The 25,966-nt window shown below is 46.0% G+C and carries 26 protein-coding genes and 1 pseudogene; 23 read left to right on the top strand and 4 right to left on the bottom strand.

The window, feature by feature from the left end:
* The first annotated feature begins 131 nt into the window (after window positions 1–131).
* Window positions 132–1,109, top strand: coding sequence for a ring-cleaving dioxygenase (locus tag AC2TDN_RS24700; RefSeq protein WP_484690513.1), 978 nt, complete (start codon window positions 132–134; stop codon window positions 1,107–1,109).
* A 351-nt stretch (window positions 1,110–1,460) separates the two neighbouring features.
* Window positions 1,461–2,699 carry a TraB/GumN family protein gene (locus AC2TDN_RS24695; RefSeq protein WP_484690512.1) on the top strand — a complete coding sequence of 413 codons (1,239 nt, stop codon included), beginning with the start codon at window positions 1,461–1,463 and terminating at the stop codon, window positions 2,697–2,699.
* Window positions 2,700–2,899: 200 nt separating this feature from the next.
* Here the strand turns inward: AC2TDN_RS24695 and AC2TDN_RS24690 are convergent, their stop codons facing one another.
* Window positions 2,900–3,208 carry a thioredoxin family protein gene (locus AC2TDN_RS24690; protein ID WP_482069122.1) on the bottom strand — a complete coding sequence of 103 codons (309 nt, stop codon included), beginning with the start codon at window positions 3,206–3,208 and terminating at the stop codon, window positions 2,900–2,902.
* 768 nt (window positions 3,209–3,976) lie between these two features.
* Between AC2TDN_RS24690 and AC2TDN_RS24685 the strand changes: the two genes are divergently transcribed.
* The 15 genes and pseudogenes from AC2TDN_RS24685 (at window position 3,977) to AC2TDN_RS24615 (ending at window position 17,316) form a co-directional block, all read left to right on the top strand.
* Window positions 3,977–4,570 carry a TerD family protein gene (locus tag AC2TDN_RS24685; protein ID WP_482069124.1) on the top strand — a complete coding sequence of 198 codons (594 nt, stop codon included), beginning with the start codon at window positions 3,977–3,979 and terminating at the stop codon, window positions 4,568–4,570.
* A gap of 26 nt (window positions 4,571–4,596) precedes the next feature.
* Complete coding sequence (locus AC2TDN_RS24680) at window positions 4,597–5,178, top strand: TerD family protein (protein WP_482069125.1); 582 nt, start codon at window positions 4,597–4,599, stop codon at window positions 5,176–5,178.
* 208 nt (window positions 5,179–5,386) lie between these two features.
* Window positions 5,387–5,965 carry a TerD family protein gene (locus AC2TDN_RS24675; RefSeq protein WP_482069126.1) on the top strand — a complete coding sequence of 193 codons (579 nt, stop codon included), beginning with the start codon at window positions 5,387–5,389 and terminating at the stop codon, window positions 5,963–5,965.
* A 75-nt stretch (window positions 5,966–6,040) separates the two neighbouring features.
* A complete protein-coding gene (locus tag AC2TDN_RS24670) occupies window positions 6,041–7,321 on the top strand; it encodes a TerD family protein (protein ID WP_484690511.1) in 1,281 nt (426 codons plus the stop codon).
* 21 nt (window positions 7,322–7,342) lie between these two features.
* Window positions 7,343–8,137, top strand: coding sequence for a TerC family protein (locus AC2TDN_RS24665; RefSeq protein WP_482069160.1), 795 nt, complete (start codon window positions 7,343–7,345; stop codon window positions 8,135–8,137).
* Between the two features lie 101 nt (window positions 8,138–8,238).
* Window positions 8,239–9,444, top strand: a complete 1,206-nt coding sequence (locus tag AC2TDN_RS24660) for an HpcH/HpaI aldolase/citrate lyase family protein (protein ID WP_484690510.1) — start codon at window positions 8,239–8,241, stop codon at window positions 9,442–9,444.
* A pseudogene (locus AC2TDN_RS24655) lies at window positions 9,386–10,690 on the top strand (phosphoribosyltransferase family protein); the annotation flags it as partial. The gene AC2TDN_RS24660 and the pseudogene AC2TDN_RS24655, both read left to right, overlap by 59 nt.
* Before the next feature lie 81 nt (window positions 10,691–10,771).
* Window positions 10,772–11,869, top strand: a complete 1,098-nt coding sequence (locus tag AC2TDN_RS24650; RefSeq protein ID WP_484690515.1) for a cysteine protease StiP family protein — start codon at window positions 10,772–10,774, stop codon at window positions 11,867–11,869.
* Window positions 11,866–12,663 carry an HAD family hydrolase gene (locus AC2TDN_RS24645; protein WP_484690509.1) on the top strand — a complete coding sequence of 266 codons (798 nt, stop codon included), beginning with the start codon at window positions 11,866–11,868 and terminating at the stop codon, window positions 12,661–12,663. The genes AC2TDN_RS24650 and AC2TDN_RS24645 overlap by 4 nt, the downstream gene beginning before the upstream one ends.
* 42 nt (window positions 12,664–12,705) lie before the next feature.
* The gene (locus AC2TDN_RS24640; protein WP_484690514.1) at window positions 12,706–13,728 is read left to right on the top strand and encodes an ATP-grasp domain-containing protein; all 1,023 of its coding nucleotides are present in this window, start codon (window positions 12,706–12,708) and stop codon (window positions 13,726–13,728) included.
* A 195-nt stretch (window positions 13,729–13,923) separates the two neighbouring features.
* A complete protein-coding gene (locus AC2TDN_RS24635) occupies window positions 13,924–14,616 on the top strand; it encodes a hypothetical protein (protein ID WP_484690508.1) in 693 nt (230 codons plus the stop codon).
* Window positions 14,617–14,645: 29 nt separating this feature from the next.
* Window positions 14,646–15,743, top strand: coding sequence for a toxic anion resistance protein (locus AC2TDN_RS24630; protein WP_169089906.1), 1,098 nt, complete (start codon window positions 14,646–14,648; stop codon window positions 15,741–15,743).
* 89 nt (window positions 15,744–15,832) lie between these two features.
* Window positions 15,833–15,988, top strand: a complete 156-nt coding sequence (locus AC2TDN_RS24625; protein WP_484690507.1) for a hypothetical protein — start codon at window positions 15,833–15,835, stop codon at window positions 15,986–15,988.
* Window positions 15,989–16,059: 71 nt separating this feature from the next.
* Window positions 16,060–16,623, top strand: coding sequence for a hypothetical protein (locus tag AC2TDN_RS24620; protein WP_484690506.1), 564 nt, complete (start codon window positions 16,060–16,062; stop codon window positions 16,621–16,623).
* A gap of 102 nt (window positions 16,624–16,725) precedes the next feature.
* Window positions 16,726–17,316, top strand: coding sequence for a thymidine kinase (locus tag AC2TDN_RS24615; RefSeq protein WP_484690505.1), 591 nt, complete (start codon window positions 16,726–16,728; stop codon window positions 17,314–17,316).
* A gap of 150 nt (window positions 17,317–17,466) precedes the next feature.
* Here the strand turns inward: AC2TDN_RS24615 and AC2TDN_RS24610 are convergent, their stop codons facing one another.
* The gene (locus AC2TDN_RS24610) at window positions 17,467–17,913 is read right to left on the bottom strand and encodes a tellurite resistance TerB family protein (RefSeq protein ID WP_482069135.1); all 447 of its coding nucleotides are present in this window, start codon (window positions 17,911–17,913) and stop codon (window positions 17,467–17,469) included.
* 445 nt (window positions 17,914–18,358) lie between these two features.
* On the opposite strand from AC2TDN_RS24610, the gene htpG reads away from it, so the two are divergent.
* Entirely contained in the window at window positions 18,359–20,239 is a 1,881-nt protein-coding gene (gene htpG, locus AC2TDN_RS24605; RefSeq protein WP_484690504.1) for a molecular chaperone HtpG, read from the top strand.
* A 247-nt stretch (window positions 20,240–20,486) separates the two neighbouring features.
* On the opposite strand, the gene AC2TDN_RS24600 is transcribed toward htpG, so the two are convergent.
* Complete coding sequence (locus AC2TDN_RS24600) at window positions 20,487–20,678, bottom strand: GntR family transcriptional regulator (protein ID WP_482069137.1); 192 nt, start codon at window positions 20,676–20,678, stop codon at window positions 20,487–20,489.
* A gap of 129 nt (window positions 20,679–20,807) precedes the next feature.
* Between AC2TDN_RS24600 and AC2TDN_RS24595 the strand changes: the two genes are divergently transcribed.
* Both AC2TDN_RS24595 and AC2TDN_RS24590 read left to right on the top strand, forming a co-directional pair.
* The gene (locus AC2TDN_RS24595; protein ID WP_482069138.1) at window positions 20,808–21,287 is read left to right on the top strand and encodes a hypothetical protein; all 480 of its coding nucleotides are present in this window, start codon (window positions 20,808–20,810) and stop codon (window positions 21,285–21,287) included.
* A gap of 42 nt (window positions 21,288–21,329) precedes the next feature.
* Window positions 21,330–22,073: a hypothetical protein gene (locus AC2TDN_RS24590; protein WP_482069139.1), complete on the top strand. Its 744-nt coding sequence runs from the start codon at window positions 21,330–21,332 to the stop codon at window positions 22,071–22,073.
* A 50-nt stretch (window positions 22,074–22,123) separates the two neighbouring features.
* On the opposite strand, the gene AC2TDN_RS24585 is transcribed toward AC2TDN_RS24590, so the two are convergent.
* A complete protein-coding gene (locus AC2TDN_RS24585) occupies window positions 22,124–23,665 on the bottom strand; it encodes a diguanylate cyclase domain-containing protein (protein WP_484690503.1) in 1,542 nt (513 codons plus the stop codon).
* A gap of 115 nt (window positions 23,666–23,780) precedes the next feature.
* Between AC2TDN_RS24585 and AC2TDN_RS24580 the strand changes: the two genes are divergently transcribed.
* The 3 genes from AC2TDN_RS24580 (at window position 23,781) to AC2TDN_RS24570 (ending at window position 25,777) form a co-directional block, all read left to right on the top strand.
* Window positions 23,781–23,984 (top strand): hypothetical protein, encoded by a 204-nt coding sequence (locus AC2TDN_RS24580; RefSeq protein ID WP_484690502.1) that lies wholly within the window; start codon window positions 23,781–23,783, stop codon window positions 23,982–23,984.
* A gap of 305 nt (window positions 23,985–24,289) precedes the next feature.
* Complete coding sequence (locus AC2TDN_RS24575) at window positions 24,290–24,754, top strand: MEKHLA domain-containing protein (protein ID WP_482069141.1); 465 nt, start codon at window positions 24,290–24,292, stop codon at window positions 24,752–24,754.
* Between the two features lie 144 nt (window positions 24,755–24,898).
* Window positions 24,899–25,777: a DUF72 domain-containing protein gene (locus AC2TDN_RS24570; protein WP_484690501.1), complete on the top strand. Its 879-nt coding sequence runs from the start codon at window positions 24,899–24,901 to the stop codon at window positions 25,775–25,777.
* Window positions 25,778–25,966 lie beyond the last annotated feature (189 nt).

Here is a 25,966-nt window from a genome sequence, read left to right as displayed (position 1 = left end):
CCAGCGGTTTTTGCAGAAAAATATGATTTATACCAACATTTCTCCCTCACCTCTAAGGTGTCAAAGTTGTAAATCTAAGAATGAGTGAGAAAACAGGAGAAAACATTACTTTATAGTGGGAGGTTGTTATTATGCAACTTAAAGGCATTCACCATGTATCCGCGATTACAGGTACAGCATCCGGCAACTTTGACTTTTATACGAAGCTGCTAGGTCTTCGCTTAGTGAAGAAGACGGTTAATCAAGACGAGACCTCGGTCTATCACTTGTTTTATGGCGATGAGAAAGGAAATCCGGGAACGGAGCTTACCTTCTTCGAATTTCCGATGACAGGTAAAAACCGTGCGGGAACAAGCAGCATCTCATCCCTATCTCTACGGGTGGCGAATGATGAAGCGCTGCGCTGTTGGAAGGAACGCTTCGAGCAGTTCAGCGTTGACCATGACGAGATCATGGAACGCGCAGGCCGCAATACGATTGCTTTTAGAGATTTTGAGGGGCAGCGTCTCGTGCTCGTATCCGATGAACATAACGAAGGCGTCAAAGGCGGCACTCCATGGGATAAAAGCCCGGTGCCTGCTGAATTCGGCATTCTCGGACTTGGACCAGTACAGCTTACGGTCAAAAATCCTGAGCCGACCGTGCTCGTACTCACTCAGTTGATGGGCTTCCGCGAAAAAGGGAAGTACCCGTCCACGATTGCAGGCCAGCCGGATATCGTCGTATTCGAAACCGGCGAAGGCGGAAGCGGCGCCGAGATTCATATCGAGGAACGGCATGATTTGCCGCGCGAGCAGCAGGGCCATGGCGGTGTTCATCACGTAGCGTTCCGCGTTGACAACGACGACGAGCTACGCGAGTGGATTGAGCATATTCGCGGAGTACGCATTCCTAACTCCGGCTTCGTCGATCGCTTCTATTTCCGGTCGCTTTACTTCCGTGAGCCAAACGGCATCCTTTTCGAGCTCGCTACTGATGGTCCTGGCTTCGCTACTGATGAAGATATTAACCATTTGGGCGAAGCGCTGGCATTGCCACCGTTCCTGGAGCCGCAGCGTGCGCAGATTGAAGCGAGACTTAAACCGCTGGAAACCAAATCAAACGGCTAACCTTACGGAACTCGCCGCTACGGCATCAAATCTATATTTCTAGCCCCAGCATGAGAAATGCCGATTGCTTTTTGGGATATTCGTTTGAGTAATAAATTTGTTTTATAACTCGAGAAAGACACGCCTGTTTATAGCTGAGCGTGTCTTTTTTTATTGACGAACAATATCTCTCCAGTTTTAAAGCGCATTATATATTACTCCAATTACAAGACGCAACGAAAACAAAAATGGTATTTTCCGATATTGTTATTGCGTGGGTCCTATATGTAAAATATGGAACGTTAGGGGCTATTTGTTCGTAATAAAGAAAATACGGTTTAAGGCCGATCACTAATGAAGGAAGGTCCAATTATGAAGAAATTTGCAGCACTATTTCTAACTCTAGCACTACTATTTTCATTCGTAACTAACGTACAAGCGGAATCCAAGCCAGTAACGGTTTGGGTAGAGAACCAGCAGGTACAGCTTGGCGAGTTCCAGCCGATTATAGAGAAGGGAACGACGCTTGTTCCAGCGAAGCTGCTGCTTGAGAAGCTTGGTTTCGAAGTAAGCTGGGACCAGAAGAACCAAGTTATTTCCGGCAAGAAGGAAGGACTGGTCCTTTTATTCCAAATTGACAATCTTGGGGCAATGATTAACGAAACCGAGCAAGGGTTGCTTGTAGCTCCTAAGCTTGTTAAAGGCAACGTTTATATTCCATTGCGCACGGCAAGCGAGGCGGCAGGCTACAAAGTATCTTGGAACAAAGATAAGCGTGCCGTATCCCTTGAAGTTAAGGAGCCGAGCCGCGGCTTCCTATGGAAAACGGAGAATGCGGGCAACACGGTGTATTTGCTAGGCTCGATACATATTGCGAACCAAGCGATGTATCCGCTTCGTCCGGAAATTCAGAAAGCCTATGAGGCTTCCGACTATTTGGCCGTAGAGGCGGATATTTCGAAAATGAATGACGCTGAAGTTAAGAAGCTTGTGCTTGATCTAAGCGTCTATAAAGATAACACAACGCTTAAGGATCATATTTCCGCAGATGCGTATAAGAAGCTGGGAGAGATTTTGAAGGCGAACGGCTTGGCCGAAAATGTGCTGGATACGTACAAGCCTTGGAGCGTGACTTCCACGATCAATTACCTCACAACGGCAAAATCAGGCTTTAATCCGGGAATCGGAATCGATGCTCATTTCCTGCAGCAGGCTATAGCGAGCAAGAAGCCAATTCTTGAGCTTGAATCGATCGAATATCAGCTAAAAATGTTTGATGGTTTCTCTAATAAGCTGCAGGAGGAGATGTTGAACACTTCCCTTGCAAATTATTATAAAGAGGATTCCGGCATCGAGAAGCTTACAGAAATGTGGGTAACCGGGGACGAGAAGCAGCTGCTTGAGCTGACCAACTCAACGTCTTCGAACGAGGAGTTTAGAAAAGCATTGCTTACAGACCGCAACGCTCCAATGGTCGATAAAGTTACGGGCTATTTGAACGACACTGCTAAGAAAACCTACTTTGTCGTTGTTGGCGCAGCACATATGCTAGGCGAGGATGGCATCGTGCCATTGCTTGAGAAGAAGGGCTTTACTGTAACGCGTCAATAATGCGGCAAAATAAGAAGGGCAATCCCGTGAATAACGGTGGTTGCCTTCTTTTTATGATGTGGGGTTGCTTAATAAGAGCCTTGCTGCTGCTGTTTCTGCTTTAGCTCGACAAGCAGCGCATGAAGCGCTCTGTCGCCAGCCCGTGCAGCACAAGACGAAAGCCTGCTTCAGCGTCGTTAGCGGAACCATGCATAGTACACTCACTTCAGCATCAGATAGACATGGTCAACGGACTGCATCGCATATTCCTTCTGAATCAGTTCGCCATCCTCGACGATTGCCAAGCACGGAACGCTTGAAATTTGCCATTGCTCACGGAGTAGCGGCGCATAGTTGATATTCAACTTGTAAAGCGGGACCGAAATGCCGGTCAATTCAGCAATTTCCAGCATGCGTTCGCCGATTTTGCATGTGCCGCACAAAGGGGTGAAGAAATATACAGCAGCTTTGCCGCTATCGGCAAGCAACATATTGTGCAACGATGCTTCATTTAGTTCTTGGATAGCCATCCTCGTTCTCCTTTATCTGAGCTGAATAAGAAACTTTGCAATTGCAGCACAACAAGGGAACTATCCATGCGATAGCTCCCTTTCTTGTTTCTTTGGCATATATAATCATCTTAATGCAAAAAATATTTTATATTCAGATGAGTATACATTGTTATCTGCATTGCAGATTATTGGGAGCTGAGGAAAAACGTAAAAAGTTACGATAATAGGCGTATGGCCAGCAGGCTTGCGCTGTTAATTTTATTTTTTCGAAAGGAGGATCGATAACAAAAACAACCCATTAATGAGGAGCAAGGCACCGAAGATAAGACCTGTTTTATTCCGTTTTATAAATTCCATACAAACACCTCGTTAATACGTATTTACTATTTATAATTATCTCGCTTATTTTCTGTTTTTTCCAGCTTTTTTTTAGTGGACGAGCAGGGAATAATAAGATGTCGGTTAAATGGCTTGAATACGACTTGTTTTAGCGATAATGATCCCTTTATGTTTCTTTATTTGAAGAAATTTGTAATTGGAATGTCGGTTGTTATAAAATTAAAAGCAGAACGCTCCGAGATGGAGCTTTCTCTCAATACCGCTATTCTCATGTGGAGTTTCCGTAAAGAAGAGGTAATATTCAGGTTTTGTAGAATAATGTAGTGATCACACTTTTTTTTTGGAACTTACATGTCGAATAGGCGTATTGTTGGGTAGTACTAATGCAACTATACCAGCTATTTATTTACTCTAGTCGTTTACCTTATGGAAAGGGGGTGCAATACAATGGGTATCTCTCTCGTTAAAGGTCAAAAGGTTGATTTAACAAAAGGAAATGCCGGTCTTACCAAAGTAATCGTTGGATTGGGATGGGATCCTGCTGAAGTGAAGGGCGGTTTCTTCGGAATGAAGAAGGCGGCTAACGTGGATTGTGATGCATCAGCTTTGTTGCTTGATGCTAACAGCAAGCTAAGCGGCGAGAAAAATCTCGTTTGTTTCTATAATAAGCAGAGCGGTGACGGTTCCGTCGTCCACACGGGCGACAATATTACGGGCGAAGGCGATGGCGATGATGAACAAATTATCGTTCAGCTTGACCGCGTTCCGGACCATATTCACAAAATTCTTTGCGTGGTCAACATTTACGAATGTGAATCCAGACGTCAAGATTTTGGTATGATTAAATCGGCTTTTATCCGCATCGTAAATCCAGCCAACAATCAAGAGCTTATTCGTTTCAATTTGACGGATAATTATTCTGGTAAAACAGCATTGGTCGTCGGTGAGCTTTACAGACACAGCGGTGAATGGAAGTTTAATGCAATTGGCGAAGGCACTCATGCTGCCCACGTTGATATCTTTGCTCGTCAATACCAATAATTTACCCAGAAAAGAGGTCATTTCAAATGGCAATCAGCTTATCCAAAGGTCAAAAAATCGATCTTACGAAAACAAACCCTGGTCTGACAAAAATTACGGTAGGCTTAGGCTGGGATACTAATAAATATGACGGCGGAAAAGACTTTGACCTTGATGCATCAGTATTTTGCTTGAATGCACAAGGAAAAGCTGGCTCCGAGTCGGACTTCATTTTCTACAACAACCCCAAAAACAGCAATGGCTCCGTTGTTCACACGGGCGATAACCGTACAGGCGCAGGCGACGGCGACGATGAGCAAGTAAGCATTGACCTCTCTGCTGTACCTGCAGAAACGGACAAAATTGCATTCTGCATCACGATCTATGATGGACAAGAACGCAGCCAAAACTTTGGACAAGTATCCAACGCTTTCGTTCGTATCGTTGACGAGCAAAGCGGCACAGAGCTTATCCGTTACGATCTTGGAGAAGATTTCTCCGTTGAAACGGCTGTAATTGTGGGCGAGCTTTACCGTCATTCCGGCGAATGGAAATTCAGCGCAGTCGGAAGCGGCTTCCAAGACGGCCTTGGCGGTCTTGCACGCAACTACGGTCTAGCTACCAACTAATCGTTCTATCTACCCGTAAAGGGTCGCCAGTGGCGGCCCTTTTTTGAGATAAAAGAAGCTTGTTTTATCGCAAATTCCACGCAGGCGACGATGAAAGCATTAAGTATAACAGCGAGTGGAAATTTAGTGCAGCAGGCAGCGGTTTTTAGAAGGGCTCTGCAGCGACTTCGGCGTTCAAACCTAGCCTACGTTAAGGAGGAGAAGAACGATGTCCATCAATCTTTCCAAGGGACAGCGAATTGATCTTACCAAAACCAATCCAGCACTTACAAAGGTAGTTCTTGGTCTAGGCTGGGATACGAATAAGTATACCGGCGGCGGGGAAATTGACCTGGATGCGAGTGCGTTTCTTCTGCATCAGGATGGCAAGGCTAAGGATGAGAAGGATTTTGTGTTCTATAACGCCTTGATAGCCTATAACGGCGCAGTTGAGCATACGGGCGATAACCGTACGGGCGAAGGCGATGGAGACGACGAGAAAATCAAGATTGATTTTCTTAAGGTTCCTGCTCACATTCAGCGAATCGGGATTAGCGTTACAATCCATGATGCCGAGTCCAAACATCAAAATTTCGGACAAGTCTCGAATGCTTTCGTGCGATTGGTTGATGAGACAACGGGAAGAGAAGTGCTTCGTTATGATCTTGGCGAAGATTTTTCTGTTGAAACAGCAATCGTATTTTGTGAGCTGTACCGTCAAGGCGCGGATTGGAAGTTTCAAGCGGTTGGCTCCGGGTTCTCGGGCGGATTGGCTGCGCTTTGCCGCAACTACGGACTATCCGTGTAATTTATACGACGAATAGGGTGGCAGGGCTAGCGTGATTTGTCACCCTTTTCTATTTTACCGAAGGGCGGTTTACGCATGGAGCTAGCATTATTGAAAGGCCAGAAAGCAGATATTACTAAAAATAACCCTTCTTTTAGAAACCTGCTTGTAGGGATGGGTTGGAATAGCACAGCAGGCATTGATGTTGATTTCTCAGCCTTCCTACTTCGCGCGAACGGGAAAACAGCTGGTGATCAGGATTTGATTTTTTATAGCAATCCGAAGGACGCAAGCGCCTCTATTGAGCTGATAGGCGACAACAAACGAAGCTTTGCAGGGAAAGTCGATAGGGAACAAGTGATGATACGAATCAACGATGTTCCTCAAGCAATAGAACGAATTTCCTTTACCTTAACAATCTATGATGGGGAAGCGAAAAGACAAAATTTTTCTAACGTGAACGATGCCTATATTCGGGTTGTTGACGAAGGAACAGGACGCGAAATATTGCGCTATGACCTTGGAAAAAATTTCTCTATCGAGACTGCAATTGTCGTAGGAGATTTATATAGATATAATGGCGAGTGGAAGTTTAACGCCATTGGATCAGGCTATTCCGGCGGGCTTGCTGCGCTTTGCAATAGCTTTGGCATTGAAGTGAAGGCCGATGCGCCAGCTCCGAGTACACCGCCAGCACCTTTGAATCCGCCCATTATTTCGGCTAAACCGCTTGTACCGCCTGCACCCGTGATACCTGAACAAAAAACAGCTCCAGTAAACCTAAGCAAGATTTCGCTCACCAAACGCGGAGATGTCATCAATTTGCAAAAAGGTGCCGGCTCGCTCGGTGAAATCGTCGTTAATTTGAATTGGAACCAGAAGAAGGCATCAGCAGGATTTTTTGGCCGGTCAAGCGGCGTTGATTTGGATGTCGGCTGCTTGTTTGAATTGAAGAACGGGCAGAAGGGTACGGTTCAGGCATTAGGCAATCGGTTCGGTGATTTCTCGAGGGAGCCGTACATATCTTTGGACGGCGATGATCGTACGGGTTCAATTACAACAGGCGAGAATCTTAGAATCAATGGCAATAAGGTTGCTGAGATAAAGAGAATCGTCATTTATGCCTATATCTATGAAGGAGCGACTAACTGGGCTGAGGCGGCAGGGATCGTAACGATCTCGCAGACAGGCGGCCCGGATATAGAAGTGCGCATGGACGAGCATAACAATCGCAAGGGCATGTGCGCTATCGCGATGATTGAGAACGTGAACGATCAAACCTTCAGCATACAGCGGCTCGTGCAGTACTTCTCAGGGCATAAAGAGCTTGACGAGGCTTATGGGTGGGGTCTCAGATGGGTTCAAGGAAGCAAATAAAGCAATATTCGGAGGTATTTACTGATGGTTGATTTTTTTCAGAGCGTAATTGCGAATTTCGGGAGTTTTTTTCACTGGGACAACCTGTCGCAAGTGTTAACAAATCCTACGAACTGGGGGATTATCGCGACACTCGTATTATTGGAAGGTTTGCTTTCGGCAGATAACGCGCTTGTATTAGCGGTTATGGTTAAGCATTTGCCGAAGGATCAGCAGAAGAAGGCTTTGTTTTACGGGATTATTGGAGCCTACATATTCCGGTTTATTGCAATCGGAGTTGGCGTTTACCTTGTACAAATTACTTGGATTAAAGTCGCGGGCGGCTTGTATCTGTTATGGATTGCGCTGAGCAACTTGTTCCATCTGGAATTCAAGTTTGCTCGAGTTGGCAACATTCCGTTAATTCCATATATCGGCAAGAAAGGCGAAGCCGAAGAAGCTGAAGTTCAAAATAAAGGCTACGGCTTCTGGCGTACCGTTCTTGCTGTTGAAGTTATGGATATCGCGTTTAGTATCGACAGCGTTCTAGCTGCATTTGGCGTGAGCGAAGAGGTATGGGTTCTATTCCTCGGCGGTATTCTCGGCGTACTTATGATGCGCGGCGTTGCTCAGGTGTTCCTAAAACTGATCGAGAGGTTTCCCGAGCTTGAGAAAGCAGCCTTTATTCTGATCATCTTGATCGCTGCGAAAATGATCGGCGGAGCGTATGATCTGCATGTACCGCATGCCTTGTTCTTCGGCTTAATTATAGCCGTATTTGGAGGTACGCTTATCTTTAGCGCAATACGCAACAAAAAAGATTCAAAAGCCGTCTAGATCGTCACATACAAAGGTTGCTGTTAAAATATCCCTCATTGGATTGCGAGGGATATTTTTTACTCTCAGCTTTGCTCCACAAACTTTTAGGAGGGTTGACTTTGAGGTATTTTAACTATCTTACCAATGATGAAGAGCAAAATTTCTTTTACTCCCTTCCTGCTCAGTTCAATAATGATGCTGACAAAGAAATTATTGCTCACGCGATTGGTGCTGCGCTGTATATGCCGGCAACCAAGGATAATATAGCAGACGATTTGGTAGCCGTAAAACACGAAGGTCTCGTGTCTATGGTGATAGACCTTGAAGATGCAGTAGGCGATAATCAGCTGGAGTATGCAGAAGAGACGCTGAAAGCAACACTACTTAAGATTGGTCGATATATATCGATAGGTTTATTGCGAGCCGATCATATTCCTCTTATCTTCATTAGGGTGCGGTCCGTGGATCAGCTTAGACGTCTGCTCTCGTTTTTTGGGGAAGAGATCGAATACGTGACAGGAATCGTGTTTCCAAAATTCAATCTGAAGACCGGCGGCGAGTACTTAAAGCTTATTGCGGAATATAACAAGCGTAAAATGCCATCAAGCAACGTGCTGTACGGAATGCCTATATTGGAGAGTTCAGACGTAATTTACCGGGAAAAGCGAGTTGAGACGCTGCTTGGCATTGCGGAGCTGCTGAATGAGTACAAGGAATATGTGCTGAATGTGCGGATTGGCGCAACGGATTTTTCGAGTCTATTTGGGCTTCGCAGAAGTCCGGACCATACGATCTACGATATTGGCGTCATAAGAGATTGCATTGCAGATATCGTCAACGTATTTGGCAGGATGGACAACCACTACGTCATCTCCGGGCCTGTGTGGGAATATTTCAAGAGCGATCGCGTATTTAAGCCGCAGCTCAGGCAGACGCCATTTGAGGAGAGCATGGGTCGTCACGGACGGATTTTGCGCATGGATTATATTAATAGATATGTAGACGGGCTTATACGTGAAGTAGCCATGGATAAAGAGAATGGCATTATCGGAAAAACGATTATCCATCCTACCCATATCAAGCCGGTGCAAGCGATGTTTGTCGTTACGCATGAGGAATATATGGATGCCCTGCACATTATGGAAAACGGTCAAGGCGACTTAGGCGTAATGAAGAGCCGCTACTCGAACAAAATGAATGAATTTAAGCCGCATATGACTTGGGCCAAACGGATTATGATCAGATCGAACATATATGGGGTGCTAAATGAAAACCAGAATTTTACCTGCTTACTCTCAGAAGAACGGGAATCAGCAATCGTTTAATATTATCGGAGATTTAGAGGTTACGATTGAGGTTACGAGCAATGCCTTCCATATTCCGCTGGAGCAGTTATTTCAAATGGCAGCCCGCATTAACAAAAAACGGAGCTTTTTATTCGTAAGCAAAGTACTAGGCAAGCATATCCCCGTTCGTCCTCATGTATCCCTGTTATCGGGTGCCGCGCTTGGACTGCTGTATCAACAATTCAGAGGAAAGCCGCTGCCGATTCAGATCGAACAGCTGCTGCACGCTTTTGAAGCGCCTGAAGCGGCCGGTGAAATCTATGATTTGATGAAGAGCAAAAAGATGACCGTGGATGAGAAGACGCTGTTCATCGGCTTCGCGGAAACGGCCACTGGGCTTGGGCATAGCATGTTCGATATGTTTGATGGCGATGCCAGCTTCTTGCATACGACAAGGGAAAGTATTGCCTATAAGACCTCCTGCATCGATTTTGAAGAAGAGCATTCACATGCCACTACACACCGCTGCTATGCGAACGATCCCGCCATTTTCGTGCAAGCTGAAACGATCATTCTAGTCGACGATGAGATGACGACAGGCAAAACCGCAATTAATATTATTCATGATCTGCACGCTAGATACGGGAAGAAAAAATATATCGTTGCAAGTCTGCTGGACTGGCGTTCAGACGAGGATATTGCAGGGTTCAGCGAGCTTGAACGGGAGCTTGGCGTAAGTGTTGACTGCTTATCGCTCGTGTCCGGACAAATAGCTGTAAAGGGCGAGCCCATTGCGAGCACGGAGCATGTAGACGAGCAGCATGAGCATGAGCTAGAGCCGGTTATTGATTTCTTGTATGTGAACAGCCGCTTCGCAAGCCTTCCTTCCTCACAAGGGGAGGTTGCGTACCTGAAGCATACGGGCCGCTTTGGCTTGACGGCGGAGGATAGCCTTGCACTGGACATGGAAGCAGATCAGGCAGCAGCTTTCCTGCGAGAGCACCGAGCAGGCGGCAGGACGCTTTGCATGGGAACCGGTGAATTTATGTACATTCCGATGCGGGTAGCCGCTAAGCTTGGAGAAGATGTCTGGTACCAATCAAGTACCCGAAGTCCGATTCATCCGAATATGAACCCTCATTATGCCGTTCGATCCGCGTACCGATTCGTTTCCCCCGAGCAGGCCGATGTCATGAACTTTATGTATAACATCCCGCGTGGTCATTATAACGAGATGTTTCTATTTATGGAGCGTGAGGCAGCTGCTGCGCAACTGGAGGAGCTTAAGCAGGTTCTGATTTCCTTAGGTATTCCACATGTTCATATCGTTTACTTTAGCTCCAAAAAAATAGCCGATCCTGCTCCAATGGGCAGCTATAAACAGGAGGATGTTATCTTTCTGCTTAAGGATCTGAGCGATATTTCATTAGAGCAGCGAACCGAGGTGCGGGAAGCGGCCATGCAGACGGGCGGCCATTACTCGGAAAGCCTCGCTATTGAGTATCAGCCAACCTCTGAATATATTCAGTTGTTCCATGATACGCTCGAAGACTCTGCTGTCCGGATAGCTAGAGCGGTCGGGACTGTCTCCGAAATGATTATCAAGAAAAACGGATTTGACGTTGTGCTTGCTTCCTTGGCAAGAGGCGGTACGCCAATCGGTGTCTTGATCAAACGATACATTAAGCAAGTTTATGGAGTCGATCTTCCGCACTATAGCCTTTCGATTATAAGGGGCAAAGGCATTGACGAGAATGCTTTGCTCTACATGAATCAGAACCACCCGGATAAGCGGGTGCAATTTGTGGACGGCTGGACAGGGAAGGGCGCCATTCGCAAGGTGCTGATGGCTGCATGCGCGCTCATGAAGCAAAAGCATGGCCTTGAGCTGAATGACGATCTTGCCGTGCTTGCAGATCCGGGCTATTGCGCGGGTACGTTCGGTACAAGGGAGGATTTCCTTATTCCGAGCGCTTGTCTCAATTCAACCGTGTCTGGTCTTATAAGCCGGACTGTGCTGCGCAACGATCTGATCGGGCCGGATGACTTTCACGGCGCCAAATATTATAAGCAATGGAAAGACGCAGACCTGACGAGCGTATTCGTGGACACGATCTCTGCTCATTTCAACCAGACAGCTGATAGCTCAAAAGCAGAGGCGCTTCATATGCAGGAGAATCCCGCGCAAAATGAGATTACATGGCAGGGTCTTCAGGATATTGCGCATATCCAGAACGATTTTGGCATCACGGACATCAATCTTATAAAGCCCGGTGTTGGCGAGACCACCCGTGTTCTCCTGCGTAGAGTGCCGTGGAAAATTCTTGTCGACCGACTTGATAATGCCAACCTGAAGCATATTCTTCTGCTTGCGAAGGACCGCGGCGTTCCCGTCGAGGAATATCCGAATATGACCTATTCATGCTGTGGCATCATTAAGTCGATAAAGGGGGAATCGGAATGATTTTTGCAAGCGATTTGGACCAGACTTTGATTTATTCGGCGAGGTCGAAGGGCGAGGTAGAGATTGAAGCGATGTTTCCCGTTGAGCTGTATGAGGGCAGATATATATCTTATATGACTAAGCCCGCCATTGAAAAACTGCAGCAGCTAGCGGGCATTGCAAGGTTCGTTCCAGTGACGACGCGGATACCGGAGCAGTACAACCGCATATTCGGAATCAAGGAGTCATTCTGTCCTGAATATGTCATCGTAAGCAACGGAGGCACCATTCTCGTGAATGGACAGATCGATCAGGACTGGCAAACCTTCGTTCGGGATGCCGTTAAGCAGCATTGCGCGGGGCACACGGAAATTGCCAGCTTGTTCGCGAAGATCGCATCCACCCATTGGGTGAAATCGAATGACCTGTGCGATGATCTGTTTTATTCGATCGTTGTTGAGAGGGATCATTTGCCGCATGAGCCGCTTGAGGAGCTGAAGCAGCAGCTTGCTCCGCTCGGCTGGAGCTATTCGCTTCAAGGACGGAAAATTTATTTGGTTCCAGAGAAAGTAAGCAAGGGTGCAGCCATTCAATATGTGAAGGAGAAGCTTGCCTCTACGTTCGTATACGCGGCGGGAGACAGCCTGCTGGATGAAAGTCTGCTGCTTGCTGCTGATTTTGCAATTTCACCGTCACACGGTGAACTAGGCCGCTTTTATGAAGCGCATCCGCATATTCAATTTACGAAGGCTAAAGGGGCGCTTGCCTCTGAGGAGCTGCTCGACGCGATCTTAAAGCATGCCCGGATATCATAAATGCTTCAGCCTCACCACTTTTAAAGACAGGGAAGAAGGAATATAGATATGACACGCGTTTATATGAATCGTTGGTTTTCGGTAGCGTACCATTATATTAATATGATTCGAAATAATCCAGACGGCGAGCCGTTTGAGTTTTTTGGCACGCATCCTGACATTAACCATATGTCGCTGCTGGCATCCGATCATATCGATGTGGAGCCGGCGGTCTTTGGCCTGGAATACGTTCAATTTTGCGTGGATTTCTGCAAAAGAAATGAAATTGATATTTTCATTCCGCGCCTGCATATGGAGGAAATTTCGCGCTACGTGCATTTGTTTGACCAGATTGGCACCAAGGTAATGGTATGCCGCGATATCGAGCTGCTGGATTCGATGATCGAGAAGGATAAATTTTATGAAGCTCTTCAAGGCAAAGACCTTGTTGCGATTCCCGATTACCGCGTCGTCAATACGGCAGAGCAATTTAAACAAGCCTATGAGGAGCTTACGGCAGCCGGACATAAGGTATGCTTCAAGCCTACGATATCAGAGGGCGGAATGGGCTTTCGGATTATCGACAACGAACGTGATCCGCTCAGTGATCTTTACGGCTATGTAACCTTGTCTACTACGTTTGAGCAGGCTTATGAAACGCTGTCTTCGACGGATTGCTTCAACAATCTAATGGTGATGGAGCTGCTTGACGGTACGGAATACAGCATTGATTGCGTGGCGAGCGCCGAAGGTGAATTAATTACAGCTATTCCTCGCCGCAAGTCAACGGGTAGAACCTATCTGCTGGAGGACACGCCGGAGCTGATGGATATCGCTCATCGTATTGCAACGACGCTGCGTATTCCTTATGCTTTTAACATCCAAGTTCGCTATAATAATGGTATTCCAAAATTGCTTGAGATTAATCCTCGCATGTCCGGCGGTCTTTATATTACATGCCTCTCGGGCGTGAACATGCCTTACCTTGCTGTGCAAGCGCTTCAAGGCAAAAAAATTGAAGCGCCTGTCCCGCAGTTCGGCATACAAGCCGGCTACGTAGAGCAGCCGCTCATCATGAAGCAATAAACAAGAAGGGGACGAGAGTTCCCTTTTTTTAATAGAAGCCTAGCCGCAGTACGAGTTCTGCTGCTCAAGGCAATACGGACGTCAAGTGCTGCTATTTTTATAAAAATTGACTTACCTGTACCAAAAACGAGATAATTGAATCATGATGACGGATATATACTTCAGGACAAGCAAGCTTAAATTGGAGGTGCCGCAATGAAATCATTAAAAAAATCGTTAAGCATCGCGATAGGCAGCTACGCAGTCGGACTTGTGGTTTACTGGATTTCCTCTCCCTATATAGCGATTGCTATACCTGCGCTTGGCATGCTGATCGGGCTCTCGTTAAAGCAGAGTGGCAGGAAAGAAATCAATCAGCCAACACGCGAGCCTGAGCTGCAGCAGAACGCGCAGAACCAAGTAATACAACAACAAAGTGCAGCCGCCTCGGCTAGTGTCCCAGCGCCCGCGCAGTCTGCTGTAGCAGCAGCTGCTCCGCCGCAGGTTCTAGATCCTGAGCTTGCTTCTGCATTAGAATACATCGGAATCATCGAAGATATGATTTTACTCGAAGGCGAGCAAAATAATTTAGACGATGAAATTGTACAGAAGACGCTTGCCCTGCTGTCGAGGCTAAACCGATTAATTCCGGATTTAGTCGCTCTCGGTGACGCAAGCATTAATCACAACATTGTGCGCTTGGTTCGAAAGGATTTGAACTCGACGATCAATCCGTTTCTGCGGCTAAGCGGCGAAGCGAAGCGCCAAAACAGGCGGCTATTGCTGGACGGGATCAAGGATGTAGATTCCAAGCTTACTTTCTATACGAAAACGATTGAACAGAAGGATCTTATGGAGCTGCGTACGAAGGCTGAATTAATTCAACAGCGATACCGGCTTACTGATTAATTACAAATGAATGAAGGGAGAAATAAGACATGTCACAACAGCTCGTTCAATTAAAGAATGAAGATCTCCAGAAGCTGGAGCAGGAAGTACAAAGCACGATGCAGAAGGTAGCGACAACGGATGCGATGCATCTTGATACGCTAATGGATGAGATTACGAAAAAAGGCCAAAAGACGCTTGAGCGCTCCGGGCAAACGCTAACGATGCTGGAGCGTCCGCTATCCGATCTAATGTCAGGCAAGAGGTCTGAGGTAGCGAATAATATGCTCAAGCTGCGCAGCGAGGTTGAGGACTTGAGCAAGAGCAAACAGCTGAGCCTCGTTCAGAAGCTGCTTCGCAAAGCGCCGATGAAGGCATATATTTATAAATATCAATCGGCTAAATCGAATGTACAGGTCATCGTGAAGTCGCTTAGGGACGGTCGCGACAATCTGGAAGAGAACGTCGTGCATATGCGCAACCTGAAACGCAGCAGCTTGGACAATGTTTATGATTTGCAGCTGTTGGTCGAATACGGCAATCGCCTCAAAAAAATGTTCGAGGACGAAATTGCGAAGCCTGAGAATGAGCTGCGCAAAACGTATTTGGAGCGCGGCCTTCGCAAGGTCGTGACCAAGCTTCAAACGTACACGGAAATGATTATGCTGTATCAGCAAGCGATTGCCGCAACGGATATTATTAACGATACGAATGATAAGCTGATGGATGCGCTCGACAGCTCGATTGATAAAACGCAGCATTTGATGTCGGTCTCGGTGCTCATTGCCAGCGCGATTGATGATCAGATGAAAGCGATTGAAGCGGTCAATTCGACGAATGAGATGTTAGGCAATCAATTTGCCGAGAATGCACGCCTTCTGAATGAAACGAGCGAGAAGGCTAACCAAGCGTTGACGAAGCCGGCTATGAGCATGGAGCTTGTAGAGCGGGCAATGTCGGATCTCTTCTCTGCTATGGATAAATACGAGAATTCAAACCGCCAAATCATCCAAACCGTATCGCAGCAGACGGAGAAAATGACGCAAATCAATCAAAAGGTCGGACAACGACTAGGCATTCAAGCTGCCTCAGGAGCAGGTCAAGCCGAGCTTCCTTCGGCATCGGCGGCTAAAGGCTTTTTGGAATAAAAGGCATGTGAATATAGGATGGACGAGCTCTCATGGGGCTCGTCTTTTTTGTTCTTCAGCGGGTCATGATAGGGGATGTCTCCATAATAATGGCTCATAAAAAAGGGACCGCCGGCATAGTTTTAAAGAAAAAACGAGGTGATCATGCTATGTTTGGCGGTATTGCGCTAGCTGCGCTCCTTATTGTTTTAATTGTTGTGGCGAGCTCCGAGAGAGTGGAGGCTATTATGGAGGAATTCAACTAACTTGCTGTTTGCGTCCTACTCTGATTTGGTATAATAGATTGAAATTATACTGTTGATCGGAGGTATTCCATTTGGAGTTCACCTATGAAATTATTTCGGAATCCAATATTAACGTTCGGTTCATTTACGGCGGAGAATGGTTTACCTTTAACCTGTTCAACCGGGACCATCAGTGGGTGCTTCATCCGTTTGATTCCTCGCTGATACGCAACAAAGACATGAGCAGGCTTGTTATTGCTGATCTGCTTCAACATAAGCCCTTTCAAGTTATGCTGGCGAAAGAAGGCATCATTCTCTCAGAGCTGAATACGTCAATACCGCTTGGCCAGAACCAGGAAACAGAAGCGGAATATGAGGAGCTTCCCCGCATTGACAGAGGATCTAACCGGATTATTGATGAGCAGCGTCCTTCTAGCCCTATAGAGTTCGATATTGATCAACTGATCGATGAAAATGAGCTTGAGGACTTGGTCCAGCTGGAAGTACAGCTCATCGAAGCGCGCCAAAACATGTACAATCAAATTTTGCACCGGATGTTCATGGCTGATTTGGGGCCAACCGATCCGGAGTTTCAGAAGGTTCAGCAAATTGTCAAAGCATATGGAGAAGCAAAAACAAGGCTTCTTGCGATATAGCAGTGTCCTTAGGTGTTTGAGCGGCCTTCAAATTTTCCAATCGTTTCGTGTCGTTAAATCCTGTATAATAGGGACACTGAACTTTTTTTGGGGGAGATTTGATTGGCACAGCTTTATTACAAATACGGAACGATGAACAGCGGCAAATCATTTGAAATTATTAAGGTCGCTCATAATTACGAGGAGCAAGGCAAGCAGGTGCTTATTTATTCTCCATCCGTTGGCGCCAGAGACGGCGTGGATCGCGTAGGCTCAAGGGTTGGCTTCGAGCGGGAAGCGATTCCTGTTCATGACGATACGAATCTCTATGAAAGCGTGAAGTCGCATGTTGCAGCGGCGCTGCCGTCAAAAATTTATTGCGTCCTTCTCGATGAAGCGCAGTTTTTGAAGAAGCATCATATTTTGGAGCTTACGCAGGTTGTGGACGAGCTTAACATACCGGTCATGGCATTTGGCTTGAAAAATGATTTCCAAAATCAGCTGTTCGAAGGCAGCTATAATCTGCTCGTGCAAGCGGACAAAATTGAAGAGATTAAGACGATCTGCTGGTATTGCGACCGCAAGGCGACTATGGTCATCCGCTTTAATGACGGTGAGCCTATGAATGCAGGCGAGCAAATTCAGATCGGCGGCAATGAGGATTATAAGCCGGTCTGCAGACGCTGCTACAATGAGGCATTTCGCAAGGTGTAGAGCAGTATGTAGAACAGGAATGTAGAACGGGAACGTAGAACAGGAATGTAGAACGGCAATGTTTTTGAACGAGATGATAAATCCGGAATGAAGAAAGAACCTTCAAACTCACGTCAAGCGTGATGTTGGAGGTTCTTTCGTTTGCCATTATTACAGGCTGAATTCGCCAGGGTTCAGGCCAAGTGTATTGCAGATGTCACGAACAGCAGCTTGCTCTTTCGCATCAAAGTCGCCGTCTGCTGCGCCGATAGCACTGCATACGCCAACAATGACACGCCCAACCTCCGGCTTGCTGCGGAACTTGGCAATCGCTTTAAGCGCCTCTTGCTTGCCAATCATGCCATCAAACTCGATATTTCCTACAAAGTGATTGAAACGATTGATAACATCGCTCATGTCAAACACTTTAAGCTCCTCGCTGCGGCCAATATAACCAGCCATTTTTTGCTTTTCTGCAGCGTCGATAGTTCCGTCTGCGCCTGCAACAATCGCACAGCCCGCAACGACCGCATCCATGAAATCTTTATTTTTGAATTTTTTAACCTGTTCGTTTAGTCCTTGTTTTGTATTCTGCAGCCATGATGTGAATGAGCTCATATTGCTCAGCCTCCAATAGTTAAATTTTTGAATCTCTACCTCTATTGTAGATTCTAATGGGGTCAATTAGCAAATGCTGAGGGAAAATGTCTGTTTTTGCAATGAAATTCATAGGTCTGGCGAAGTGGAACATTAGGCATGGCTAGTGGCTCGCAGTGAGGCGTGCATTTTTGGAACCGGTTGCAAAATACCGAAAAACAACGCATATAAGCGATTTTCCATTCCTTAATAATGAGAAGCTGTCTAAGGTTGATAACCTTGCAGCTTCTCTTTTTTTTGAATTTTTCCAAAATCAAGTTGACAGTAAAAAATAGTTTATGTTATATAAAAGGAAGGATTAGCACTCTATGGATTTGAGTGCTAATATGGAAGAGGTACAAGCTTGCCGCCAAAGGCAGGCAGTAGCCGTTTATGCTTGAATGATGAATGGAAAGGGGACTTACTCATGTCCAAAACACAGTTTAAAGCCGAATCGAAACGATTGCTGGAAATGATGATTAACTCCATTTATACGCAAAGAGAGATCTTCCTTAGAGAGCTGATTTCTAATGCGAGCGATGCCATCGACAAACTATATTACAAAGCGCTAACCGATGATCAGCTGGTATTCAACAAAGAAGATTATTATGTCAAAGTCGTTGCCGACAAGGAAAACCGGACGCTTACCATTACGGATACAGGTATTGGAATGACGAAGGAGGATCTTGAGAACAATCTTGGCGTCATTGCGAAGAGCGGCTCCTTTGCGTTCAAAAATGAAAATGAGCTTAAGGACGGCCACAATATTATTGGCCAATTCGGCGTTGGTTTCTACTCAGCCTTTATGGTCGCGGACGTAGTAACGGTTGTGACCAAGGCTCTCGGCAGCGACGAAGCTTTCAAATGGGAATCAACAGGTGCGGACGGCTATACGATCGAGCCTTGCGAGAAGGATTCGGTAGGTACGGAAATCGTCTTGAACATTAAAGAAAATACCGAGGACGACCAATACGACGAGTATTTGGAAGAATACCGCTTAAAATCAATTATCAAAAAATATTCCGACTTCATCCGCTATCCGATCAAGATGGATGTGAAGGGCCAACGCCCTAAAGCTGACGCGGAAAACGAGTTTGAGGAATATCAAGAAGAGCAAACCGTCAACAGCATGGTGCCGATCTGGCGGAAAAATAAAAACGAGCTTACGCAGGAAGATTACGATCAATTTTATTTCGAGAAGCGTTACGGCTTCGATAAGCCGATAAAGCATCTTCATATTAGCGCGGACGGCGCTGTCGTCTATAATGCGATTTTGTATATACCGGAAAGCACACCTTTCGATTACTATACGAAGGAATTTGAGAAAGGGCTGGAGCTTTATTCGAATGGCGTATTGATTATGGATAAATGCTCAGACCTGCTTCCGGACTATTTCAGCTTCGTCAAAGGGATGGTTGATTCGGAGGATCTATCGCTTAACATTTCGAGAGAAATGCTGCAGCATGACCGCCAGCTGAAGCTGATCGCCAAAAACATCAACAGCAAGATCAAGAGCGCGCTGCAGGGCATTTTGAAGGATGATCGGGACAAGTACGAATCCTTCTACAAAGCGTTCGGAAGACAGCTTAAGTTCGGCGTTTACAACGATTACGGCGTTAATAAAGACGTGCTTCAGGATTTGCTGCTGTTCCACTCCTCCAAGGAGAAAAAACTCGTTACGCTGGATGAATACGTATCGCGAATGAGCGAGGATCAGAAATATATTTATTATGCTTCGGGCGAGTCGATCGAAAGAATCGATAGACTGCCGCAAACCGAGATGGTAACGGACAAAGGGTATGAGATTTTGTACTTTACCGATGACATCGATGAGTTTGCGATCAAGATGGTCGGCAAATATAAGGATAAAGAGTTTAAGTCGGTATCAAGCGGCGATCTAGGCATTGAAGCAGATGCTAATGATACGGAAACGGCTGAGGAGCAGGATCTGAACAAGGAGCTTTTTGAACAGATGAAAACGATCCTACAGGATAAAGTGAAGAGCGTAAAAGCATCAAAACGTCTCAAAACCCATCCGGTTTGCTTGTCCACTGAGGGAGAAGTTACGATCGAAATGGAAAAAATATTGAAGGCGATGCCGAACAGCCAAGGTGTCCAAGCGGACAAGGTTCTGGAAATTAATATCAATCATGAAATTTTCCAATCGCTCAAAAACGCCTACAGCAACGATAAAGAGAAGCTGAGCTTGTACACGAGCTTGCTCTATAATCAAGCGCTGTTGATTGAAGGGCTGCCTATTCAAGATCCAGTAGCCTTTACGAATGATATTTGTAAAGTAATGGCATAGGTGTCAGGAGAAAATAACGTATTAGACTGAACCTAGAAATTGAAACAGCGACAGCCAAGGACGAGAAAATAAAGTCCTAGACTGTCGCTGTTTCATTAAACTAACGTTTCCCATCAGTTTAATAAATCGGGCGATTTAAGTGTGCCACTTTTAGACCTTCCAATAAGAACAGGTCAAGTAAAGGAAGTTAGTGCCATCATAATTTGTTGTTATCTTTAATGAACATGGGTTATGGTTACTCATCAATTTATCTTCCGATATTAATATAACCCTCGCTGGCCAGTAGCTCCAGTGCTTTCTTGCTCGTGATTCGGCTTACATTATATTCGTCGCCAAGCTCCTTCTCGGAAGGAACACGGTAGCCTGGTTCATATTTCTTCTCAAGATTGTCTTCGCGGAGTGCTTCGCCTCTATTCGAACCGGTAATTAGTATATTCACTATGAAAATCCCCTCCTAAATCTTCCATCGTTCTTCATATAACATTTAGAATAGCGATATATCTCTGTCTCTTTTCTTCCGTTATAATTGGAAGAGTTATCCACTATTTCTATAAAGGAGAGCATTTCATTGGAGCTGTTAACTTTCTTATTTTCGCTTCTTTTTTACGGATATGCTGTTTGGCATTACGGCTCCAGTCCATCTGAATTTATATTTCAAATGTTCATTGGCACAATCTTGTTTTTGGTCTCCTTATATATTCGTCATGACCGGAAGGAACAGGAGCAATTTCAGCTATGGCTGGAGGCCAATCAAAAAGAAATACTAACGGGAGGCGCCTACTATCAGCATATCGAAATAACTCCCCTGACCCGCTTCGTGCAATATGAAGCACTTGTGTCATTTGGTCTCTTTCATTCCCATCGCCAAAGCCGATATTTTGTTGAGGAGGTTCATTTGACCCTATTTCACAGGATGATGTTTGTCTTGATCACCTTGTTATTAGGATGGTGGAGCCTCCCGCTTGGCCCGATTCTTACAATCCCTGTTCTCTGGCGTAATCTGAGAGGCGGGCACCGTAAAACTTATCAGGAATTGCAACAAGGTTAACTGGTCAAAATCATTTTACCTATAAAGGGGAGCTTTAGAGGAATGGGCAACACTATCGGCAGTATTATCGGCTTTATTATTGTTGGAGGCTTAATCATTCTTGCGTTTCTAACGCCTTTCCTATTAGGAAGATGGAAGAAACGTCTTAAGAAAAGATGGATTCCCGTTAAACATCGGATAACTCCGGAATCACAGCGGGTCATTCAGGGTATGGATTCCGGTGCTTATGAGGCTTTGCTTCAGCATATGAAACATTTCAACCGAAAAATGAGCATGTCCAAGGAATGGATGACTCCGTCTTTTTTAAAAGAAGCGTATTTTCCTGAAACGCATACTTTTGATCCCGACGTCTCGGTGGAGAAGATGTTGCATCACTTCGACAAAAGCCATCCCAGACGAGCAGGCATTCGTTACTTTGCGCTTGATAGCGCAGAGCAGCTAAAGAACGGAAGCATTGCGGTTGGAATCACCCGTGTATATGAAGACAAAAGTACGTCGAGGGTACGTTATATCTTAACTAATAAGGATAATCGCTGGTACCTCGATCATATCTCCAGGCAATTCCAAGGTGAGATTGAAGAGATTACAACAACCTCACGGAATACAACCATGTATGAGCTGTTGCTTGAAGAAGGAGGCTCACTTATGTACGAATCACTGATACCCATACCCGGAATTACAGCTGGAGACCGCGTACTTGCCGACGGATACCTGATTACGGAGGAAACACTGGAGGACATGGTTTATTACAATCTGCTTCGAATGGATAAGCTGATGGCCGCATAATGAGAGTCAAAAACCAATAGACTTGCACGACACAAACAACCCGCACCGGTTTATTCCCGTGCGGGTTGTTTGTTGTCATAAAAGCAAAAGGTGTTTTTACCGCTGCGCTTGGCTTGATAAAGCGCCTGATCCGCGCAAGCGTACAATTCCTCGGAGTCCTGCGCATGCAGTGGAGCAAAGGCAATGCCGATGGAGACCGTCGTTCCAAAATCATGTACCACATTAACCCCCTTGATTTCAATGGGGCGCTTAAGCTCATAAATAATGTGGTCTGCTGCTTCAAGTGCAGCCTGCCTGGCATCGACATGGTTCAAAATAACGGCGAATTCATCGCCGCCAAGGCGCGCGGTTACAGTATCAGGATTCGCAATAATGGAACGTATTCGTTTGCCGACTTCTTTAAGAAAGCAATCTCCCGCATCATGCCCTAGCGTGTCGTTGACCATTTTGAAATTATCGAGATCGATCAGAATCAGTGCTGTATTTCTCTGCTTTCGCTTATTTTTCTCGATGCTTGATATAAGAGAGTTTTCAAAGGTCGCGCGATTGGAAAGGCCCGTCAATAAATCATGGGAGGCGAGGTACATCGGTTTTGCCACCAGCCTCGTTATAATGTAAGAGATGATAAGCGCAATGGCGATTGTTGCCAACAGCTGAAGCAAGAATACCTGCTTGTTTTGCTTCAGCTTGGCATGCAATTCCTTTTCGTTGTAAATGATCTCAATAATGCGCTGATCCGTAAAGCGGGTAATCGCATTGTCCACCTGGATGGTGTAGGGCACATACCGATAAGTGACTGGCAAGCCATTTCGCTCGCTAGCGATTTCTTGTACGGTGGAATTTTTGAATGCTTTATTGAAGACCGGCATATTTTTCTCGCTAACGAGGAGCGACTTTCCGTCCGTGCCCATTTTTCCAATCGATTTGCCCGTCGTTGTAAAAACGGTAATGTCGTTGATATAGCTATATTTTTGGATAAGGCTGTTGCTAATTTCGAGAAAGTTGAAGCTGTGAAAGATCGGATTATTTTCGAGATACAAGCCAAGCTCAATTAAATATTTATGATCTGGGGTAGGGATATAGCTGTATTTTCTTATTTTCCCCGTATTTGTTTCCTGATCGAGCCCGTCCGCTACAAAGGAGTATCCCTTCAGTCTTTCTTTCAGGAGATGTGAGAAGGAGCCAGGTTCGCCTCCGTCGTTTGCAAAGCTTAGGCCTACATCCGCAGGAAAGCTGCTGTGCCGAATGGTTTGTGTATCATCAATGATGTAAATATCCATGCCGCCCATTTTTTCTTTAAGCGCTTGATAGTCCCATGAGGCTACATCTGGCGTTTCATAGTATTTTTGCAGCAAACGATGGGAATAAGTTTTCATTTTATTTTCAATGTCTTTATCTGCGATGAGAAAAGCTTTGTCTGCTGCAGACACTGCGGTGACGACCGTATCTTCGACTAAAGCAGATTCGCGTTTATAGCCGGCTATCAAATTATCCTTTAAACGATGCTGATTGACTAGTGATACACTAAGCGTTATCAAAATACTGAAAATGCCCATGATGGTCATTAATTTGGCATTGAAACTAGACTGCACTGCAATACCTCCTGTGGAATGGTCGTGGCATTGCTAACAAAAACAAGCCGAGCGCTATTAGGCCTATTTACCTACCCTATATATCGGTCGGAAAAACCGTTAAGTTAATCGTTTTTTGCAGAAATACAGAAAAAAAACGAGACATAAATATGCGCCTCGCTTCCTATGCTTCCTTTTCATTATACTGCATTGTAATTTTTCTGATATTGCCGCGGGCGCAGCAGGTGCATTCCATGCGATGAAGCCATATCCGAACGGCGACAAGTTCGATACGATCTACAACAATGAAGCATGGAAAGAAACGATGCTTTATAACTAAAGCTGCTTCATCGCTGTAAGCGCAAATACATGCTTAAAATCGATTTTCGAGCTTCTGCACACGTCGATTGTCTGCTGTAAGTAAGTCTCCTGCCAAGGCGACTATTTGAACTGGTTTGGTTTTATAACGATTCCGATGCTGACGCTCGCTGCGTTTATTGTGATTTTAACAGCGCTGCTTCGATTGCGAAGCTTGATCGTCAGTAATGATGCTTGTTAAACGTTTTACACTTTGCCAAGAAGTAGACAACAGCCACTCTCCGTGATATATAAATGGAAGCGATCAAAACGGGGAGGAAGAAAAAGATGCAATTACCGCTTACAGGCGTTGGCGCAACAGAGGCGCATGCGAGGCTGCTGGTGGACAGCTACCGGAAATGGACGGGCAAGGAGCTGCTGGAATTAGTGCCAGGCAAGAGCTTGTGCGAGCAGCTGTATCAGGCGGACACCGTCATTTTATCACATGGAACGGAGACAGATCCCATTCTTAATTACGGTAATAAGAAAGGGCTTGAGCTGTGGGAATTGGAGTGGGAGGCGTTCACGAGCAAGCCCTCAAGGCTGACGGCAGAGCCGATAGGACGTGCCGAGCGAGATCGCTTCTTTGAAGCGGTGACGGCAAAAGGATACGTTGATCAATACACGAGTATCCGTATATCAAGTACAGGGCGGCGATTTTATATCGTCGATGCAACGGTTTGGAATTTGGTGGATGAGAGCGGCAGCTATTTGGGACAAGCAGCTGCATTTTCGGAATACCGCTATCTATAGAAGGAATGGTTTTTGGGAGGGCAGCCTTTAGTAGAATGATCTACTAGGAGCAGCCCTTTTTTGCTGCGCGGAGCTGTTGGCTTACCCAGATGCAAGTTAGGTATAATGAACATATAAGCAAAAAAGGCGAGCGGAGGGGAAAACATGCCGATACATATCGGACTGGCTGGGTGGGGCGATCATGATCGGCTGTACACCTCAGTCTCAAAAGCAGGCAGCAAGCTGCGGCAATATGCGAAGCATTTTCCGCTGGTGGAGGTAGACAGCACCTTTTACGCTATTCAATCCAAGGAGCGCTTCGGCAAATGGTTGGAGGACACGCCGGAATCGCTTCATTTTCTCGTTAAGGCCTATCAAGGGATGACGGGGCATCAGCGTGGACCGACGGTGCCGGCGTCAGAGACGAACGAAATGTTTGCGGCATTTCGAGATATGCTTGAGCCCGTTAGGGCAGCAGGCCGCTTGACGACGGCGTTATTTCAATATCCCCCATGGTTTGATTGCACGCAGGCAAATGTGCGAATGCTGAGGGAGACGAAGGAGCGAATGAAGGGAATACCCTGCGCGCTGGAGTTTCGGCATCAGAGCTGGTTCGCCGAGGAGTTTCGCGAGAAAACGTTAGCGTTCATGGAGCGTGAGCAGTGGATGCATAGCGTCTGCGACGAGCCGCAGGCGGGAGTGGGCTCTGTGCCAACTGTGCTGCAGGCAACAGATAAGCTTGCGACTGTTGTGAGGTTCCACGGGCGCAACGTGTCTGGGTGGAATCAAGCGAGTGCGCCGAACTGGCGCGAGGTGCGGTATTTGTACCGATATAGCGATGAGGAGCTGCAGGATTGGGTGGGGAAGCTGCGGCTGCTGGAGCAGCAGAGCGAGCATGTATATGTCATTTTCAACAACAATTCCGGCGGGGATGCGGCAGATAATGCCAAGCGGCTTATGGAGCTGTTTGGGCTTGCTCGCCCGGATGGCGGGGAGCCGAACGAGCCGCCGCCTCCAGTGGTGGAGCAGCTGGATTTATTTTAGGAGAATGCATGACGGTTGAAAGTTGAATAAATAGTGTAAATATTAATCTAAACTTCAATTGTCATTCATGACTTATGCAGTTCATTCCAAGCGATGGAAACCGATTAATAGTCATAGAAATGTAAGCTAAAAGCCGGAAAACCCCTTGACTTTTGGAAATCACACCAATAATCGCGAAGAATACCTTTT

The organism is Paenibacillus sp. Y660, from assembly GCF_057221575.1.
Note: the sequence above shows the minus strand (reverse complement) of the source record. Positions and strands in the feature narration are given on the sequence as shown.

Bases quoted from the DNA above. Each gene is read 5' to 3' on its own strand.
- AC2TDN_RS24700 (WP_484690513.1), top strand. From the start codon at position 132: ATGCAACTTAAAGGCATTCACCATGTATCCGCGATTACAGGTACAGCA.
- AC2TDN_RS24695 (WP_484690512.1), top strand. From the start codon at position 1,461: ATGAAGAAATTTGCAGCACTATTTCTAACTCTAGCACTACTATTTTCA.
- AC2TDN_RS24690 (WP_482069122.1), bottom strand. From the start codon at position 3,208: ATGGCTATCCAAGAACTAAATGAAGCATCGTTGCACAATATGTTGCTT.
- AC2TDN_RS24685 (WP_482069124.1), top strand. From the start codon at position 3,977: ATGGGTATCTCTCTCGTTAAAGGTCAAAAGGTTGATTTAACAAAAGGA.
- AC2TDN_RS24680 (WP_482069125.1), top strand. From the start codon at position 4,597: ATGGCAATCAGCTTATCCAAAGGTCAAAAAATCGATCTTACGAAAACA.
- AC2TDN_RS24675 (WP_482069126.1), top strand. From the start codon at position 5,387: ATGTCCATCAATCTTTCCAAGGGACAGCGAATTGATCTTACCAAAACC.
- AC2TDN_RS24670 (WP_484690511.1), top strand. From the start codon at position 6,041: ATGGAGCTAGCATTATTGAAAGGCCAGAAAGCAGATATTACTAAAAAT.
- AC2TDN_RS24650 (WP_484690515.1), top strand. From the start codon at position 10,772: ATGGGCAGCTATAAACAGGAGGATGTTATCTTTCTGCTTAAGGATCTG.
- AC2TDN_RS24645 (WP_484690509.1), top strand. From the start codon at position 11,866: ATGATTTTTGCAAGCGATTTGGACCAGACTTTGATTTATTCGGCGAGG.
- AC2TDN_RS24635 (WP_484690508.1), top strand. From the start codon at position 13,924: ATGAAATCATTAAAAAAATCGTTAAGCATCGCGATAGGCAGCTACGCA.
- AC2TDN_RS24630 (WP_169089906.1), top strand. From the start codon at position 14,646: ATGTCACAACAGCTCGTTCAATTAAAGAATGAAGATCTCCAGAAGCTG.
- AC2TDN_RS24625 (WP_484690507.1), top strand. From the start codon at position 15,833: ATGGCTCATAAAAAAGGGACCGCCGGCATAGTTTTAAAGAAAAAACGA.
- AC2TDN_RS24610 (WP_482069135.1), bottom strand. From the start codon at position 17,913: ATGAGCTCATTCACATCATGGCTGCAGAATACAAAACAAGGACTAAAC.
- htpG (WP_484690504.1), top strand. From the start codon at position 18,359: ATGTCCAAAACACAGTTTAAAGCCGAATCGAAACGATTGCTGGAAATG.
- AC2TDN_RS24590 (WP_482069139.1), top strand. From the start codon at position 21,330: ATGGGCAACACTATCGGCAGTATTATCGGCTTTATTATTGTTGGAGGC.
- AC2TDN_RS24575 (WP_482069141.1), top strand. From the start codon at position 24,290: ATGCAATTACCGCTTACAGGCGTTGGCGCAACAGAGGCGCATGCGAGG.
- AC2TDN_RS24570 (WP_484690501.1), top strand. From the start codon at position 24,899: ATGCCGATACATATCGGACTGGCTGGGTGGGGCGATCATGATCGGCTG.